This window comes from Thalassospira sp. (assembly GCF_048059015.1).
Classification (GTDB): domain Bacteria; phylum Pseudomonadota; class Alphaproteobacteria; order Rhodospirillales; family Thalassospiraceae; genus Thalassospira.
Genome location: NZ_JBLLNT010000020.1, coordinates 47,884 through 64,109 on the forward strand (window position 1 = coordinate 47,884; position 16,226 = coordinate 64,109).

Here is a 16,226-nt window from a genome sequence, read left to right on the forward strand (position 1 = left end):
GATGAACGAACCCGCTTGCACCGGATCTCAGACGCGAACATCGGGCCAAACCTGTTCCACCAAACTCGTATTGTTTCGAGACTGACGTCGATGCCGCGTTCATGCAAAAGGTCCTCGACATTTCGCAGTGAAAGTGGAAACCGGACGTACATCATGACGGCCAGGCGGATGATCTCAGGAGAGGTTCTGAAATAACGAAATGGGTTCTTGTTTATCATCCGGTCAGGCGAGTTCTAGTGAACACGAGCCTCAAGCCGTTTTCCTCTGACAACGCCGTCGATAGAGCAATGACCTTAGTACCGGTTGTTATGCGTCGTTGTCGCGTGGCTTGGCTAAAGACTTTCGCATACAGACCCTGGTCATCAGTTCGATACTGTTTGCCGGTGCGGTACCTTCAACCATATCGATTAACATTTGTGCAGCCCGCTTTCCCATTTCCCTGTGAGGAACGTGGACGGTGGTCAATTCGGGATCGGCAATGGAGGCCAGTTCAATATCATCGAACCCTGTGATGGACACATCCTCGGGAACCTGTATCCCCATATGCCTGGCACCCTGAAGCGCGCCAATAGCCAGAACATCGTTGCCGCACATGACAACTGTCGGCTTGTTCGGTTTTGCCATCAGGTCTCTGAAAGCATTCTCACCCGTTTCAATGCCGTAAGCTGTCTCAATGAGCTGTAAAGACTCCGGCGGTATGCCTTCTTCCGTCATCGCATCGCGGATTCCCAGAATTCTGTTTCGGGCACGGTCGTTCGTGGCCTGTGGAGCAGAGATCGCGGCAATTTTTCGATGCCCTCTGGCTATTACAATTTTTGCAAGCTCTTTCATCGCCCGGCGATTGTTGAATCCGATCGAAAGCCGGGGCTGTTCCGGATCGTAAACCCAAGCAGCGAGAGCCGGAACGCCCCGTTTTTCAAGGAATTTGTATATTTCGTCGTTCCTGTGGTGACCGATCAGCAGCAATCCGTCAGCGCCGCGCGCCGATAGTGTTCTGATCTGCTCTTCCTCGATGTCCTCCCGGTAGGACGAGCTTGAAATGAAGAGTGTTTTTCCTTTCTCGTGAAGCGCTTCCTGAAAGGCTTGAATGCCTTTGGCGAAAATTGCGTTGTCCATCGTCGGGATGACGGCGCCATAGGTGTTTGTTCTTTTGGCAACCAGTGCCCGTGCACCGAAGTTAGGATAGTAGCCAAGCTTTCGCACCGCCGACAGAACACGGTCCCGTGTAGGTTCGATAACGCGTTCAGGAGAATTCAGACACCTCGAAACGGTCGCGGTAGACACTCTCGCCTCGCGTGCGACATCCTCTAGTGTTGGAACAGATGCATTTTTCAACGGTGTCTCCGGCGCGGTGTTACAGGTACGTCCCCAAACAATATAGCGGGTCTCGTTCGCTTGGAAGCAACATGGACTATTCAGTACATTATGGCCATATGTTTTAATGTAAGCGCTTGCATTCGATAATGTAAGGGCTTACACTATGTTTGCGTCAGATTATGCCATGGACGAAAGGGCGGGATATGTACATGGGAATCGCAGTGGTCTTGTTCGCCATATACTTTCTGAATGTCTTCCTGGGTGCTGTAGCGGGCAACCAGATTTTGAAAGATGTTTTCGAAATGCTGGTGTTGGCCGCCTCTACGCTATTCTTCGTCATTGCTATTTTGAAGTCGGAGGCTGCCGCCAAGAAATCAAAAAACTAAGCCCACCAACCTAGGGAGGAAATGGGTATGAATAATGAAATAAAATCTGCAGAACGTCGAAACTTTCTCAAATTAACCGGTACGGGTGCCTTCACAGCAGCGATGGTTGCCGGTGCCGCTGGAACTCTGTGGTCCGATGAGGCTGCGGCTCAAACTGCAAAAGAAGAAAACGAGCGCAAGGCCGCCGCTGAATACACAATGACAATTGCCACGGCTTATGTTCTTGGCGCTTCGCGAAGTTATCCAATCTTGCAGCTCGATTTGAAGGAAAACATTCAGAACGCAACGAACGGAAAGATTTACGTCAAGCTTGTTCCGGGCGGTCAGTTGGGTGCCGGCGGTGCGCTGGTTCAAAAGGTGCAAGCCGGCACAATTCAGGCTGCACAGCATTCGTTGTCGAACTTTGCCGCGTTCGCGCCGGCGGCAGATCTCATCAACATGCCGTATTTCTGCGGTTCTAACCAGCGTTTTACGAATCTCGTGCATTCGTCAGCATGGAAGACCGATGTTGAAACAAAGGTCGAGGAAAAGGGCTTCAAGGCCCTGTTCTATATTGTCATTGACCCGCGGGTCGTAGCCGTTCGGAAGGGCGGTGCCGGCGCCGTTATCACGCCGAGCGATCTGAAAGGCGTGAAGTTCCGTGTGCCGGGTTCGAAAATGCTCCAGCAGTACTACAAGATGGTCGGCGCCAACCCGACGCCTGTAGCCTGGGGCGAAACACCTTCGGCGATCAAGCAAGGGGTTGCCGATGCATTGGATCCGTCAGTCGGCGCCCTGTTTGTGTTCGGCTTCAAGGATATTCTCAGCCATGTAACCTTTACCCAGGCAGTGCCGGACAGTCAGGTATTTTCCTGTAATCTTGAATGGTTCAAGAGTCTTCCCGCCGATGTTCAGGAAGGGATAGAGGTTGCTTCTGAGATCACGGGTCACCAGAACCTCGCCAAGGTGCCATCTGCCCGAAACTACGCAATGGCGGAACTTCGGAAATCAGGTGTGGAATTCCATTCGCTTTCTGAAAGCCAACTCGGCGAATGGAAAGCGGCAGGCGGTTACCAGCGAAGTGAGTGGGATGATTTCAAGGTCGAATTGGCCGGCTCCATGGATGCTTTCAACAGGCTCGAAGAGGGTGCCAGCACTCAAGGCCGTTACTACGTTCATGACGCTTAACTAGAATTTGCCGTCGGTAGCAAACAGCTGCCGGCGGCACGTTTCTTTACCCACTTCTCTCAATGGCTTGATCGTGTGGACCGGTTATTCCCGCATGGCAGCTTGCTATGAAAGTGAGCCGAGTGATGAGTTGATTTCTATCCAGTTTAAACAAAAATGCTGAGCGCTGGGCCCTGCTGTTCTTCTATGTGCTTCTGGTCGCGACCATGTTCATCGAGGTGCTGCGTCGGGAAATCTTCGCCTATTCTTCAATCTGGGGCGAAGAGATTGTGCGCTATTCCTTCATCTACCTTGCCTGGATCGGCGCGGCCTCTGCCGTTCGGGAACGAGCCCATATCCGCATCGATGTGTTGATGCATTATCTGTCGGCCAGGGGAAAGGCGGTTGTCTACATATTCGGCGACCTGGTGATGTTCGCTGTCGCCCTCATCGCTCTCTACTGGTCATTCGAAACCGTCATGGTTTCCTGGGAGTTCGGTTCTGTCAGCCATGGCCTGCGGGTCTCTATGGTCTGGTTTCTTTCCGCCGTACCAATCGGTTTTTCCATAATGATTTGTCGTCTCCTGCAATCGCTGTATCGCGACGTCAATGCCCTTCGGACAGGCGAGCCTGTTTACGAGGGCGACAAACTGTTTGATTGAGGTGTACGATGTTATTTCCTTCCATTGAAGAACAAACCGTCATACTCGGATGGGATTTCTATATCCCTGTAATCATGTTCGTGGTGCTGTGTGTGCTGGCAGTGCCGATCTGGGCGTCTGTCGGCGCGTCGGCCATTGCAATGCTTCTGTTGTCTGGTGCATTGCCATTATCGCTTGTTGGAGAATCTCTGTTTGACGGTATCGATGCGTTCGCTCTTACCGCCGTGCCTCTTTTCATTCTGACCGGTGACGTTCTCGTCCGGTCGGGGCTGAGCCGAAAATTCCTGAACGTTGCCGAAGCGCTCACCTGCTGGACGAAAGGCGGGTTTGGATCGGCAACCGTACCTGTTTGCGGGATGTTTTCCGCCATATCCGGTTCGGACGCAGCAGGAGCTGCAGCGGTCGGCCGGATGACCATCGACCGCCTTGTGGAATCCGGCTACCCGCGGCCCTATGCCTGCGCGCTGGTTGCATCCGGCGCTTGTACCGGTGTTCTGATACCGCCGTCCATCGCCTATATCATCATCGGGCTGGTGCTAGGCATATCCGCCTCAACGCTTTTTGTCGCAGCGCTTATTCCCGGTATCGCCATTCTGGTCTCCATCCTGATCACCAACCTTGTGGTGAACAGGGTGTATTCCTACGAAGGCGGCGGCCGAATGAGTGTGAAGGAGTGGGCTGCAAATCTCGGACGGGTTGTTGTCGATGGTTGGTATGCCTTTCTTGTTCCGGGTATAATCTTCTACGGGATTTTCTCGGGCCGGCTTACGCCAACGGAAGCCGGTGCAACAGCCGTTATCGTTACGATAATTCTCGGCTTCATTCTCAAGACATTAAAGTTCTCTGATTTTCCGGCAATGCTGGTCAGTTCTGCCAAGGTAAACGGTGTCATTCTACCGATTATCGCCTTCTCGCTGCCACTGGCCCAGGCATTGGCAATCCTCGGCGTGCCACAGGGGTTTGTCGCGTCGGTATCGTCGCTGACAGAAAATCCCTACATGCTTACCCTCATCATGATCGGCATCCTTATCGCTGCCGGGTGCGTCATGGAAACAACGCCGAATATCGTGATCATGGCGCCGATCCTTAAGCCGCTGGCCAACTCCATCGGCATGCATGAGATCCAGTTTTGCATCATGATGATTACGGCGCTTGGCGTCGGGTTCATCACGCCGCCGCTTGGGCTCAACCTGTTCGTTGTGTCCGGTATTACAGGCGAGTCCGTTCTTCGAATTGCCTCCCGTGTCGGTCCCTTTGTTTTCTTTATGCTCATCGTCACCCTGCTCATCGGGTTCTTCCCCGAGATTTCGCTGACGATGCTGCCCGACAATCTCAGATAGGAACCTGAAATGCCGCGTAATTACTTGAAAAAAGCCAATCTGACATCGAAGTCCGATGCATCGGATGTTCACGCTACTGTTCAGGAGATACTGAATACGATCGAATCCGGCGGAGACGCGGCGGCAATCGACTATGCCAAGAAGTTCGACAAGTATGATGGGTCAATCCTGTTGAGCGAAGAGGACATTGCGGAAGCATCGAAAAAGGTTTCCCAGAAACTGAAAGACGATATCGCCTTCGCACACGATAATGTTCGGCGGTTTGCGGAAACGCAGAAAAGCACATTACAGGATGTAGAGCTGGAAATCGTACCGGGGTTGATTGCGGGTCAAAAGGCGATCCCGTGTCAGGCGGCCGGCTGCTATGTTCCCGGCGGCCGTTACAGCCACATCGCCAGCGCCATCATGACGGTAACCACAGCGCATGTTGCCGGCTGCAAGCATATTACAGCGTGTTCTCCGCCAAAGCCGAACGAAGGCATTGCACCAGCGATCGTGTACACTGCGCATTTGTGCGGCGCGGACAAGATTTTGGCGATGGGTGGTGTGCAGGGTGTAGCGTCCATGACATTCGGTCTTTTCGGCCTTCCTAAGGCAGACATTCTTGTCGGGCCGGGCAACCAGTTCGTTGCAGAAGCGAAGCGAATTCTGTTCGGACGGGTGGGGATCGACATGATAGCCGGACCAACCGACAGCCTTATCCTGGCTGACAGATCGGCAGACCCCTTTATTGTTGCGACCGATCTCGTAGGTCAGGCCGAGCATGGATACAATTCTCCGGTTTGGCTGGTAACGGATAACCATGATCTGGCGGTGAAGGTGATGGAGATTGTACCGGAACTTATTGAAGACCTGCCGCAGGTAAACAGGGATAACGCCGCCGCAGCCTGGCGGGATTATGCTGAAGTCATCGTATGCGATAACCGCGAAGAAATGGCTCTGACGTCCGATGAATATGCACCGGAGCACCTAACCGTTCAGGCTGAGGATCTACCATGGTGGCTTGATCGTCTGGAATGCTATGGTTCCCTTTTCCTGGGGGAAGAAACAACGGTTGCATTCGGGGACAAGGCTTCGGGCACCAACCATGTCCTGCCGACATCGCAGTCGGCAAAGTATACTGGTGGCCTTTCTGTGCACAAATACATGAAAATTGTAACTTGGCAACGCGCCACCCGGGCAGGCTCCAAACCGGTTGCAGAGGCAACGGCCCGAATCTCCAGGCTCGAAGGCATGGAAGGACATGCACGTACCGCCGATGCACGGCTTCATAAATACTTTCCCGATGAAACATTCGACCTATCTGCAAGCGGTTAACTGAGAATGACAGAGCTATTCGACGTTACGGGAAAAGTCGCCTGCGTTACCGGAGCAAGCAGTGGTCTTGGCCGGTCCGCAGCGACATTTCTGGCATCGAAGGGTGCGCGTGTCGTTGGGATCGCACGGAGAGCAGAGTTGCTCGAGGCCTGGCGGAGCGAAACGACTGGCGATACGGCATCTCTTGTCGCCGACCTGTCGGACCGATCCGCTATAGAGAGTATAGCCACAGAGGCATCGAAACCGTTCGGTGCGCCGGACATTCTGATCAACGCTGCCGGCCTCAACACGCGGGAACCGGCTGACAGTGTGACAGCGGAGGGGTGGGACAGGACATTGACCCTCAACCTTTCGGTTCCGTTTTTTCTGGCACAGGCCCTTGTCGGTGCGATGAAGGAAAAAGGCTGGGGCAGAATTATCAACTTTGCTTCCCTGCAATCGAGGCGCGCGTTTCCCAATGGTATCAGTTACGGAGCATCAAAAGGCGGCGTCGAGCAGATGACAAGAGCCATGGCGGAAGCATGGTCCAGTCATGGTATTACTTCGAATGCACTGGCACCGGGGTTTTTCAAAACAGAACTGACGGGTCCCGTATTCGACAACCCTGCTTTGTCGAGACAGATAGCAAAACAGACATGTATCGGACGGAACGGCGAAGCGGATGATTTGAACGGGCCTCTGCTGTTTTTATGCTCTCCTGCAAGCGATTATGTTACCGGGCAGATCCTTTTTGTGGACGGGGGTTACACGGCGAAATGAAAGCGCTTGTCTACACAAAAACAGAAACACTGGAATATTGCGACGTTCCGCTTCCTGCTATCGAGGAAGGTCAGGTGCTGGTTCGCATCATGGCTTCGGGTGTGTGCGGGTCGGATATGCATGCCTATCTGGGGCATGATGAGCGCAGGCCGGCGCCCCTCATCCTGGGTCATGAAGCTGCCGGTATTGTTGCGTCCGGACCGGAGCAGGGCAGACGGGTGACTTTCAACCCTCTGGTTACCTGTGGAAAATGCCGTGACTGTCGTTCGGGCCGAACCAATTTGTGCGCGTCCCGCCAGATAGTATCCATGGCGCCGCGCCAGGGTGCTTTCGCTGAGTATATTGCGATACCGGAGGAGAACCTTGTTACCGTACCGGACGATATCCCGTTGGAGCATGCTGCCCTGACCGAGCCGCTGGCCTGTGGATGGCACGGCGTGCGCGTTGGCCTCGGTGCCATCGATATCGCAGCGCCTGAAATCGACTGTCTTGTTATCGGCGGCGGGGCAATCGGCTTTGGAGCGGCATTGTCGCTTGATGCACAGGGTGTTGAGACGATCACGGTACTGGAAGCCAGTGCCGACCGCCGCGATTTTCTTCTGGCGGTTAGCGGTTTCAATGTCATCGCGCCCGACGAACTGGATGAAGCAGCCGCATTCGATCTGGTCATCGACGGGGTAGGATATTCAAAAACACGCGCCACGGCTTCGACTCATGCAAGACCCGGCGGCGCCATTGTGCATATCGGTCTGGGCGAGAATGAAGGCGGGCTTGATATCCGTCGAATGACATTGCAGGAAATCAGCTTCATCGGAACGTATACATATACTGCCGATGACTTCCGAAACACCGCCCGGGCTATTTTCGACAAACGCCTTGGACCGCTCAACTGGATAGATATGCAACCCCTTTCCGAAGGGGCGCAGGTTTTCAGAAATATCAGGTCTGGAAGCGCGCCCGCTCCAAAAACAATCTTGATTCCCGATCATATGGAAAGCGCCTGAAGACAGTCAGATTTCGTTACCCGTCAGTATCAGCGTCCTGTAGCGGGGCAAACACCCAGAGGAACGGTTATGTATAATAAGATTATTGTGTCATTGGCACTTGAACATGGCATTGCAAAACAGGCTTTCAAGGTTGCGCGCAGCCTTAGGGCCGATGGCGGGCAGATTGTTGCTGTGCATGTCTACGAACCGCTGCAGGGCTCCGTTAATGCATATGTTGATGAAGAGGCCGTCGCAAAGGCGCTGCAGGGCGCGAAGGATGCTCTGGCCACCCGCGTTGCTGATGAACCGGATGTCGAGTTAATGTTGATCAAGGGGCATTCCGGCCGTGCTATCACCGATTATGCAGAAAAGATCGGCGCAGACTGCATCATCGTCGGTTCGCACAAACCCGGACTGATCGATTACTTTCTCGGATCGACGGCAGCCCGGATTGTCAGGCACGCCCCCTGTTCGGTTCATGTCATTCGATAAGGGACAGGACGCGAAATATCGTGTTCGGAAAGCCCCGACTCTTCAGCTATGACGACGCCCGTGCTGCAGCGCGCCGCCGGTTGCCCTGGATGGTATTCGATTACATCGATGGCGCTGCGGGTACCGGTCATGGCGAAGCGGTAAATCGGGCGGTTCTTGCCGATATCCGGCTTCAGTCGCGGATTCTTGTAAATGTTTCCAATCGTTCGATCGGAAGCACCGTGTTCGGACATGAAGGAAAATTGCCATTTGGTATAAGCCCGATGGGCATGTGTAATTTGTCCGCGCCCGGCGCAGATCTGATGCTGGCGCGGATGGCTGCCCGGCACAAGGTTCCTGTCGGTGTTTCTACCGTTGCGTCCACGTCTCTGGAAACGATGATCGAGACAGCTGAAGGGCACGCCTGGTTCCAACTGTATTTCAGCGGCGATGGCAGCGGTACGATGAAACTGGTCGACCGAGCGAAGGAAGCCGGTTATCGAACGTTGACTCTGACAGTGGATGTTCCGGAAGTCGCACGCAGACCGCGCGAGATGCGGCATGGATTTACGATGCCGTTCCGGATTGGTCCTCGGCAGTTCGTGGACTTCGCCATGCATCCACGATGGTCCCTGTCGAGTCTCTATCATGGCAAGCCGGTCATGGCGAACTTTACCAAGCCTGGGTTCGTGTTCGATCGGACCGAAAGCAGGGCCGCTGCGGACTGGGACCTGCTGACAAGATTGCGCGATCGCTGGCAGGGCATGCTGGTAGTAAAGGGCGTTACATCGATTGACGACGCCCTGAAGCTTAAAGAAAGCGGGGTCGATGCAATCCAGGTTTCAACGCATGGCGGGCGGCAACTCGACAGTGTCGTTCCGCCGATTCTGGCGCTTCGGAAAATCCGGAAAGCACTGGGAAAGGAGTTTCCGCTGTTTTATGACACGGGCCTGCGGACGGGTGAGGATGTCGTCAAGGCGTATGCGATGGGGGCCGATTTTGTATTCCTCGGTCGGGCTCTGCAATTCGCCATTGCCGGCGGGGGAGAACAGGGTCTGTCTCAGTATTGCGATCTGGTGGCGGCAGAGATCAGCACAACGCTCGCACAGATCGGCAAAACGAGCATGACTGATTTGGAAGACTCGCTCGCAACAGACACTTAGGGCAGGTCCGTGAAAGGGTGCTGTCAGACGAACGCGAACTCGTCTCAGTAGGTTAACGGGCCAGGGTGGTTTAGGCAGCGAGTGGTTGCTGCCAATCGAGGAGGGCAGCAGATCGTTGTTCCTTGAAGCTTTATTTTGCTGTAGATGCCAAGTTGTCAACGCATGACAATGCCATTTAGGTAACTGCACCCAACTTGGAAGTGGTGCTCAAAACCTTTTTAAACGATGCCTAGCATTTCAAGCGACCACGCCATCTCATCCTCGCTTAAAGGATACTCACCATTCTTGGCTGCCAACTGTGATTTTTCAGGTAGCTTCATTATGTGAGCCTGAATCGCAGCAGCAAACGCCATCCCCATTTTACATTGCCAGGCGATTGAGACGGCCAACTTCGGATCTTTGGCATTAAGCAATCGCCTAACATCTGTTGCATCTGCCTCACTAATCAAAGAGAGGGCCTGAACCAGAAATTCTCTTTCTTCATTTTTGGCCGCCGCGGTTAGAGCAGATGCCGTCAACTCTCCTTTATCGAGCATCTTCTGAGCTTTTTCCCGATCAGCATCCTGCTGCTCCAGCAGTCTTGTCGCGTCATCGGCCTCTTCCTGTTCCGCTACCCGTGCTGCGATAGAGGCGCGTAGTTCGTTTTCTAACGCCTCATCAACAAGGACGTTATTTTCTATCAGTTTGTTGAGTGTCGTTTCACTGATATAGCGCGCCATGTTTCGTATTAGCTTCAAACCCAGACCACCCCGGCCAGCGAGAGGGCTATGCCAGCCAGGATGAGTTTCCGCAGTTTCAACAATCGCCGTTAGAGTTTCTTCGGTTAGATCCGCACTGGCATTTGTCAGCAGCATCGGCACCGCCTGCTCATCCTCCGTTGTCGCAATGGCCAGACTGACTTCGCTACCGAGATTTTTTCGTCGCGCCAAGGCTGTCAGGGATGACGATTGACACCCTAACATCACGATCTCAATCAGATCGCTGTCTGTTAGAAGAGGTGAGAACTCTAACACCGGAGCAGAGACGATTGCCTCGGCATCCCGAGCTAATCGTTGGATAATTCTCGGTGGAATATTGTCGAGCTGTTTGACCTCTTCCGCTATCATTCCCCGAACGTGTGGTAGGCTGTCCTAACTCAATATATCGACAACTTCGAAGACCATATCCGCGACCTTGCGGTTCTGATCCGGCGACAGGGTTGGAAGTAGACGACATATTTTCTTGCCGAGAGCGACCTTCACATACTCGTCCGGATCGCGCGCCAGCAGCAGGTCCGCCTGGATTGGCGTGCCTTCGTTGTTGGCGACTGCCCGCCTTACATCTTCGGATTGGTCTGTTGCGAATAAATATAGAAACTCCGGCTGTAACTGAGAGTTCGCCGCCAGACGCTTCCGCTCATCAACACTGCCATTTGCCGCGATGTTCCGGGCATCTTCATAAACAGGCGCAAGCGCGCTTTTGCTGGCCTCTTCACGGCGACCGCCGAAAACCCACTTTAGCATAACATTACTCCTGGGATCCCAGCGTGTTCGGCGACCCTGCCCGGACTCATACGTTGAAACCAAGTGCCAATGTCATCCTGAGACGACCCCGCCACGGCCTACCATTCTATTCTTTCCACGCCTTCGAATGCCACCCTGCTGCCATCGTCGAGTGTAACTGTTCCCGAGGCATCATTCGAAAGAGCCACATAATCTTCTGTTTGCGATTTTATCGTGCCGCTGTCCAGTTCTATCGAGAAGGAACTGGGATCAAGGGAAACGCCATCGGTTTCCAATCGAATTGTATCCAGCCAGCCTGCGCCACCGTCGACGGTATCGGAGCCGTCACCAAAACCAAAGATGAATAGATCATCGCCGTCGCCACCCTCCAAAGCATCGCGGCCCGCGCCACCCTGCAGCGTGTCGTTTCCTTCACCACCAATCAGGTGATCTCTACCGTCGCCACCAAATAATTGGTCCCGGCCATCTCCTCCGAGCAAGGTATCGTTACCAGCGCCGCCAAACAGCTGGTCGTTGCCCTGACCGCCGATCAGCGTGTCGTTACCAGCGCCGCCGTCGAGGACGTCGTTGTTCCGGCCGCCATCGATGGTGTCATTGCCGCGCGACCCGGTGATCGTGTCATTGCCGTCGCCACCGTCGATCTCGCTGATATTCGTCAGCCGGGTGTTGCTAAAGTCCAGCGTGTTGCCGTTGCGGTCGCCGACAATCCGGCTTTCCGTGTCTCCGCCATCGATCCGTTCTATCGAGTTATCCGGGCCGAACCGGTTCAGCTCGATATCGCCGTCATTCGCATCCCGGATCGTGTCCGTGCCGGACCCGCCTTGCAGAACGTCATTGGCATCCTGGCTACCGTCCAGGACAAATGTATCATTCCCCGATCCACCATCCAGCGTGTCCGTGCCGGACCCGCCGATCAGCGTGTCGTTCCCGGCACCACCGAACAGTTGGTCGTTGCCCTGATCGCCGATCAGCGTGTCGTTACCAGCGCCGCCGTCGAGGACGTCGTTGTTCCGGCCGCCATCGATGGTGTCATTGCCGCGCGACCCGGTGATCGTGTCATTGCCGTCGCCACCGTCGATCTCGCTGATATTCGTCAGACGGGTGTTGCTGAAGTCCAGCGTGTTACCGTTGCGGTCGCCGACAATCCGGCTCTCCGTGTCGCCGCCATCGATCCGTTCTATCGAGTTGTCCGGGCCGAACCGGTTCAGCTCGATATCGCCATCATTCGCATCCCGGATCGTATCCGTGCCGGACCCGCCCTGCAGAACGTCATTGGCATCCTGACTGTCTTTAAGAATGAACGTATCGTTCCCCGATCCACCATCCAGCGTGTCCGTGCCCGAACCGCCGATCAGCGTGTCGTTACCCGATCCACCGGACAGCTGGTCGTTGCCCTGACCGCCGATCAGCGTGTCGTTACCAGCGCCGCCGTCGAGGACGTCGTTGTTCCGGCCGCCATCGATGGTGTCATTGCCGCGCGACCCGGTGATCGTGTCATTGCCGTCGCCACCGTCGATCTCGCTGATATTCGTCAGCCGGGTGTTGCTAAAGTCCAGCGTGTTGCCGTTGCGGTCGCCGACAATCCGGCTTTCCGTGTCTCCGCCATCGATCCGTTCTATCGAGTTATCCGGGCCGAACCGGTTCAGCTCGATATCGCCGTCATTCGCATCCCGGATCGTGTCCGTGCCGGACCCGCCTTGCAGAACGTCATTGGCATCCTGGCTACCGTCCAGGACAAATGTATCATTCCCCGATCCACCATCCAGCGTGTCCGTGCCGGACCCGCCGATCAGCGTGTCGTTCCCGGCACCACCGAACAGTTGGTCGTTGCCCTGATCGCCGATCAGCGTGTCGTTACCAGCGCCGCCGTCGAGGACGTCGTTGTTCCGGCCGCCATCGATGGTGTCATTGCCGCGCGACCCGGTGATCGTGTCATTGCCGTCGCCACCGTCGATCTCGCTGATATTCGTCAGACGGGTGTTGCTGAAGTCCAGCGTGTTACCGTTGCGGTCGCCGACAATCCGGCTCTCCGTGTCGCCGCCATCGATCCGTTCTATCGAGTTGTCCGGGCCGAACCGGTTCAGCTCGATATCGCCATCATTCGCATCCCGGATCGTATCCGTGCCGGACCCGCCCTGCAGAACGTCATTGGCATCCTGACTGTCTTTAAGAATGAACGTATCGTTCCCCGATCCACCATCCAGCGTGTCCGTGCCCGAACCGCCGATCAGCGTGTCGTTACCCGATCCACCGGACAGTTGGTCGTTGCCCTGATCGCCGATCAGCGTGTCGTTACCAGCGCCGCCGTCGAGGACGTCGTTGTTCCGGCCGCCATCGATGGTGTCATTGCCGCGCGATCCGGTGATCGTGTCATTGCCGTCGCCACCGTCGATCTCGCCGATATTCGTCAGCCGGGTGTTGCTGAAGTCCAGCGTGTTGCCGTTGCGGTCGCCGACAATCCGGCTTGCCGTGTCGCCGCCGTCGATCCGTTCTATCGAGTTGTCCGGACCGAAACGGTTCAGCTCGATATCGCCGTCATTCGCATCCCGGATCGTATCGGTGCCTGATCCGCCCTGCAGAACGTCAAAAGCATCCTGGCTACCGTCCAGAACAAACGTATCGTTCCCTGATCCGCCATCGAGTGTATCGAACCCGTCACCGCCGATCAGCGTGTCGTTCCCGGCACCACCGAACAGCTGGTCATTGTGCTGACCGCCATCGATGGTGTCATTGCCGCGAGACCCAATGATCGTGTCACTGCCAAGACCACCATCAATCTCGCTGATGTTGGTCATACGAGTGTTGCTAAAGTCCAGTGTATTGTTGGCGCGATCGCCGACAATCCGGCTCGCTGTCTCACCACCGTCAATCCGCTCAATAGAATTGTCGATACTGAATGTACCCAGCTCGATATCGCCGTCATTCGCATCGCGGATCGTATCCGTGCCGGACCCACCCTGCAGAACGTCATAGGCATCCTGACTGTCGTCCAGGACAAATGTATCATTGCCCGAACCACCGTCCAGCGTGTCGCGCCCTGATCCTCCTGTTAGGGTGTCCCTGCCAGCGCCACCGCTAAGCACATCACTCTGACTGCCACCATCAATCGTGTCATTGCCGCGCGACCCGATGATTGTATCAGCACCGGCCCCACCATCTATCTCACTGATGTTGGTCAGTCGGGTGTTGCTGAAATCCAGCGTGTTGCTGTGATTGTCCCCAACTATCCTGCTCGCCGTCTCACCGCCATCGATGCGTTCAATCGAGTTATCCGGGCCGAAACGGTTCAGCTCGATATCGCCGTCATTCGCATCTCGGATCGTATCGGTGCCTGATCCGCCCTGCAGAACGTCAAAAGCATCCTGGCTACCGTCCAGAACAAACGTATCGTTCCCTGATCCGCCATCGAGTGTATCGAACCCGTCACCGCCGATCAGCGTGTCGTTCCCAGCACCACCGAACAGTTGGTCATTGCCCCCTTCGCCGCGAATAAGATCGTGGCCACGATCACCATTCACAAGATCGTTGGAGTTTCCGGCATCAATCTCGTCGTTACCGCTTGTACCATCAATAGTATCGCTTTTGGGGGTTCCCTGAACAAGGGTTCGGTCGACTACATCGATAACTCTGACAGTAAGTGTCTGTGCCGGTGTTTCCGCTGTCGAACCATCAGCTTCCTGCGTAACAGCTGAAACCTGAAGCTTGATTTTGCCAAAAAAATCGACAGGAGGAGTGATAGCCAGGTCGGCAAGCTGATCAGGTGTAACATCTGCCCGTCCACCATTAATGGTAATTTCCTGTCCGTTCGACGTTAGAGTTGACCCGTTCGGAATGTTCGAGATTGTTACATGAAGTGTCTCAGACCCGTCAGTATCGGTCAGACCGGCTTGAATATCGAGAGAAATTGCCGTTTCCTCGTCACCCGTGGCCTTGTTGACTGTCAAATCAGCCAGATCCGCAACCCCCGAAACAGTTACAGACAGCGCACCCGTTACGGTATTAGTCGCGCCACCGTTCGTTTCGGTGGCAGTAGCGGTCACGGTCAGGTCAAAATCATCTGATGAATTGACGGGCGGGATGATGGTCAAATTGTTCAACTGATCAGGCGTTAGGATCGCTTTACCACCGTTCACTGTGATTGTTTGATCACCGGCTTTCAGAATGGCGCCCTCAGGGATACCTGAGATTTCAACCGCAATTGTCTCGGATCCATCCAGATCTGTCAGCGCTGCCCGAATATCCAGGTCAATCGCAGAATCTTCCCGCCCCGCAGCGTCCTGAACGAAAAGTTCAGGCGCAGATGCTTCTGAATTCTATCGACTCTGTTTCACCGGTCTCATCATCATCCGCACCATCGACCTCATCATCGTTTTCGTCGAGCAAATCGGTTTCGGGTTCGTCAACAGGCACTTCTTCCGTAAGTGCGACGGGTTCAGGAGTTTCCGTTGTTTGCGGGAAATCGAAGCCAACCGGTCCGAGAGCCGCCTGAAGATCGATAGACGCTTCGGGTGCATCGGGTGAAATCTGCAGAAACACAATACCGTCATCACCGACTTCAACACCGCCGGTAGCATCAAGTTCGCTCGGCGCCAATTGTAATTCGCCTCTGTCGCCTCCTTCTGGCCCGTCCAGGAAATCAGACACATCTATTCTGACGACACCTTCAGTAATACCTTCTGCGTTCAGTGCCTGCTGTACCGCTTCCCGCGATATCGTGATCCGAAGCAATTGAACGGTTGAACCGCTAAAGCCGCTGAATCCTTCTGATGTATCTGCCTGCGTCGCCTGTTCGGTTCCTGAACCGGCGTGAGTGTTTGTCGTTGTAACATCAACTTCTTCAGAAACTTCACCCTGAGGGACCAGAGAAAACTCATCCTGCTGCAGTTCAGAAAAACTGGCGGAATCCAAGTCGAACAGCTCTACACTGCTGTTGAAAGCCTGGCTATTTGCTGCAACCACCTTTTATTTCCCTCCGCGCTTCAACGCATATACTAAAATTTAATTCGCATTTTATTTATTTTTTATCGATTGGCTGTGATGCCTGTCACTGTCAGCAGCATCGCAGTTAAGCTTTGTAGTCAAAATAAGGGATTTCCCGTGTTTCCAAGCAATACGATTGCTATATGTTTTCGTTCAACCGCCTACACGGTCAAACGAAAGTAACAATTAGGCCAGTT

General features: G+C 54.6%; 14 protein-coding genes. 9 read left to right on the top strand and 5 right to left on the bottom strand.

Features of this window, described 5'->3' with window-relative positions; genetic code table 11:
- Positions 1-306: 306 nt before the first annotated feature.
- Positions 307-1,335, bottom strand: coding sequence for a LacI family DNA-binding transcriptional regulator (locus ACMZ66_RS20890; protein ID WP_416940294.1), 1,029 nt, complete (start codon positions 1,333-1,335; stop codon positions 307-309).
- A 191-nt stretch (positions 1,336-1,526) separates the two neighbouring features.
- On the opposite strand from ACMZ66_RS20890, the gene ACMZ66_RS20895 reads away from it, so the two are divergent.
- From ACMZ66_RS20895 to ACMZ66_RS20935, 9 genes are all read left to right on the top strand, one after another.
- Positions 1,527-1,703 carry a hypothetical protein gene (locus tag ACMZ66_RS20895; protein WP_416940296.1) on the top strand — a complete coding sequence of 59 codons (177 nt, stop codon included), beginning with the start codon at positions 1,527-1,529 and terminating at the stop codon, positions 1,701-1,703.
- Positions 1,704-1,730: 27 nt separating this feature from the next.
- On the top strand, positions 1,731-2,870 hold the full coding sequence (locus tag ACMZ66_RS20900) for a TRAP transporter substrate-binding protein (RefSeq protein ID WP_416940298.1): 1,140 nt from the start codon (positions 1,731-1,733) through the stop codon (positions 2,868-2,870).
- A 206-nt stretch (positions 2,871-3,076) separates the two neighbouring features.
- On the top strand, positions 3,077-3,511 hold the full coding sequence (locus tag ACMZ66_RS20905; protein ID WP_416940300.1) for a TRAP transporter small permease: 435 nt from the start codon (positions 3,077-3,079) through the stop codon (positions 3,509-3,511).
- An 8-nt stretch (positions 3,512-3,519) separates the two neighbouring features.
- Complete coding sequence (locus ACMZ66_RS20910) at positions 3,520-4,851, top strand: TRAP transporter large permease (protein ID WP_416940302.1); 1,332 nt, start codon at positions 3,520-3,522, stop codon at positions 4,849-4,851.
- Between the two features lie 9 nt (positions 4,852-4,860).
- Complete coding sequence (gene hisD / locus ACMZ66_RS20915) at positions 4,861-6,168, top strand: histidinol dehydrogenase (protein ID WP_416940304.1); 1,308 nt, start codon at positions 4,861-4,863, stop codon at positions 6,166-6,168.
- A 6-nt stretch (positions 6,169-6,174) separates the two neighbouring features.
- A complete protein-coding gene (locus ACMZ66_RS20920) occupies positions 6,175-6,927 on the top strand; it encodes an SDR family NAD(P)-dependent oxidoreductase (protein WP_416940306.1) in 753 nt (250 codons plus the stop codon).
- Entirely contained in the window at positions 6,924-7,931 is a 1,008-nt protein-coding gene (locus ACMZ66_RS20925) for an alcohol dehydrogenase catalytic domain-containing protein (protein ID WP_416940308.1), read from the top strand. The genes ACMZ66_RS20920 and ACMZ66_RS20925 overlap by 4 nt, the downstream gene beginning before the upstream one ends.
- A gap of 69 nt (positions 7,932-8,000) precedes the next feature.
- Positions 8,001-8,405, top strand: coding sequence for a universal stress protein (locus ACMZ66_RS20930; protein WP_416940310.1), 405 nt, complete (start codon positions 8,001-8,003; stop codon positions 8,403-8,405).
- 20 nt (positions 8,406-8,425) lie between these two features.
- Positions 8,426-9,547: an alpha-hydroxy acid oxidase gene (locus ACMZ66_RS20935; RefSeq protein WP_416940312.1), complete on the top strand. Its 1,122-nt coding sequence runs from the start codon at positions 8,426-8,428 to the stop codon at positions 9,545-9,547.
- A 218-nt stretch (positions 9,548-9,765) separates the two neighbouring features.
- On the opposite strand, the gene ACMZ66_RS20940 is transcribed toward ACMZ66_RS20935, so the two are convergent.
- The 4 genes from ACMZ66_RS20940 to ACMZ66_RS20955 all read right to left on the bottom strand — a co-directional run bounded on the left by ACMZ66_RS20940 (position 9,766) and on the right by ACMZ66_RS20955 (position 16,008).
- Positions 9,766-10,653: a DUF2336 domain-containing protein gene (locus tag ACMZ66_RS20940; RefSeq protein ID WP_416940314.1), complete on the bottom strand. Its 888-nt coding sequence runs from the start codon at positions 10,651-10,653 to the stop codon at positions 9,766-9,768.
- Between the two features lie 24 nt (positions 10,654-10,677).
- Positions 10,678-11,049 carry a hypothetical protein gene (locus ACMZ66_RS20945; RefSeq protein WP_416940316.1) on the bottom strand — a complete coding sequence of 124 codons (372 nt, stop codon included), beginning with the start codon at positions 11,047-11,049 and terminating at the stop codon, positions 10,678-10,680.
- Positions 11,050-11,147: 98 nt separating this feature from the next.
- Positions 11,148-15,182, bottom strand: coding sequence for a beta strand repeat-containing protein (locus tag ACMZ66_RS20950; protein ID WP_416940318.1), 4,035 nt, complete (start codon positions 15,180-15,182; stop codon positions 11,148-11,150).
- A 157-nt stretch (positions 15,183-15,339) separates the two neighbouring features.
- Entirely contained in the window at positions 15,340-16,008 is a 669-nt protein-coding gene (locus ACMZ66_RS20955) for a hypothetical protein (RefSeq protein WP_416940320.1), read from the bottom strand.
- Positions 16,009-16,226 lie beyond the last annotated feature (218 nt).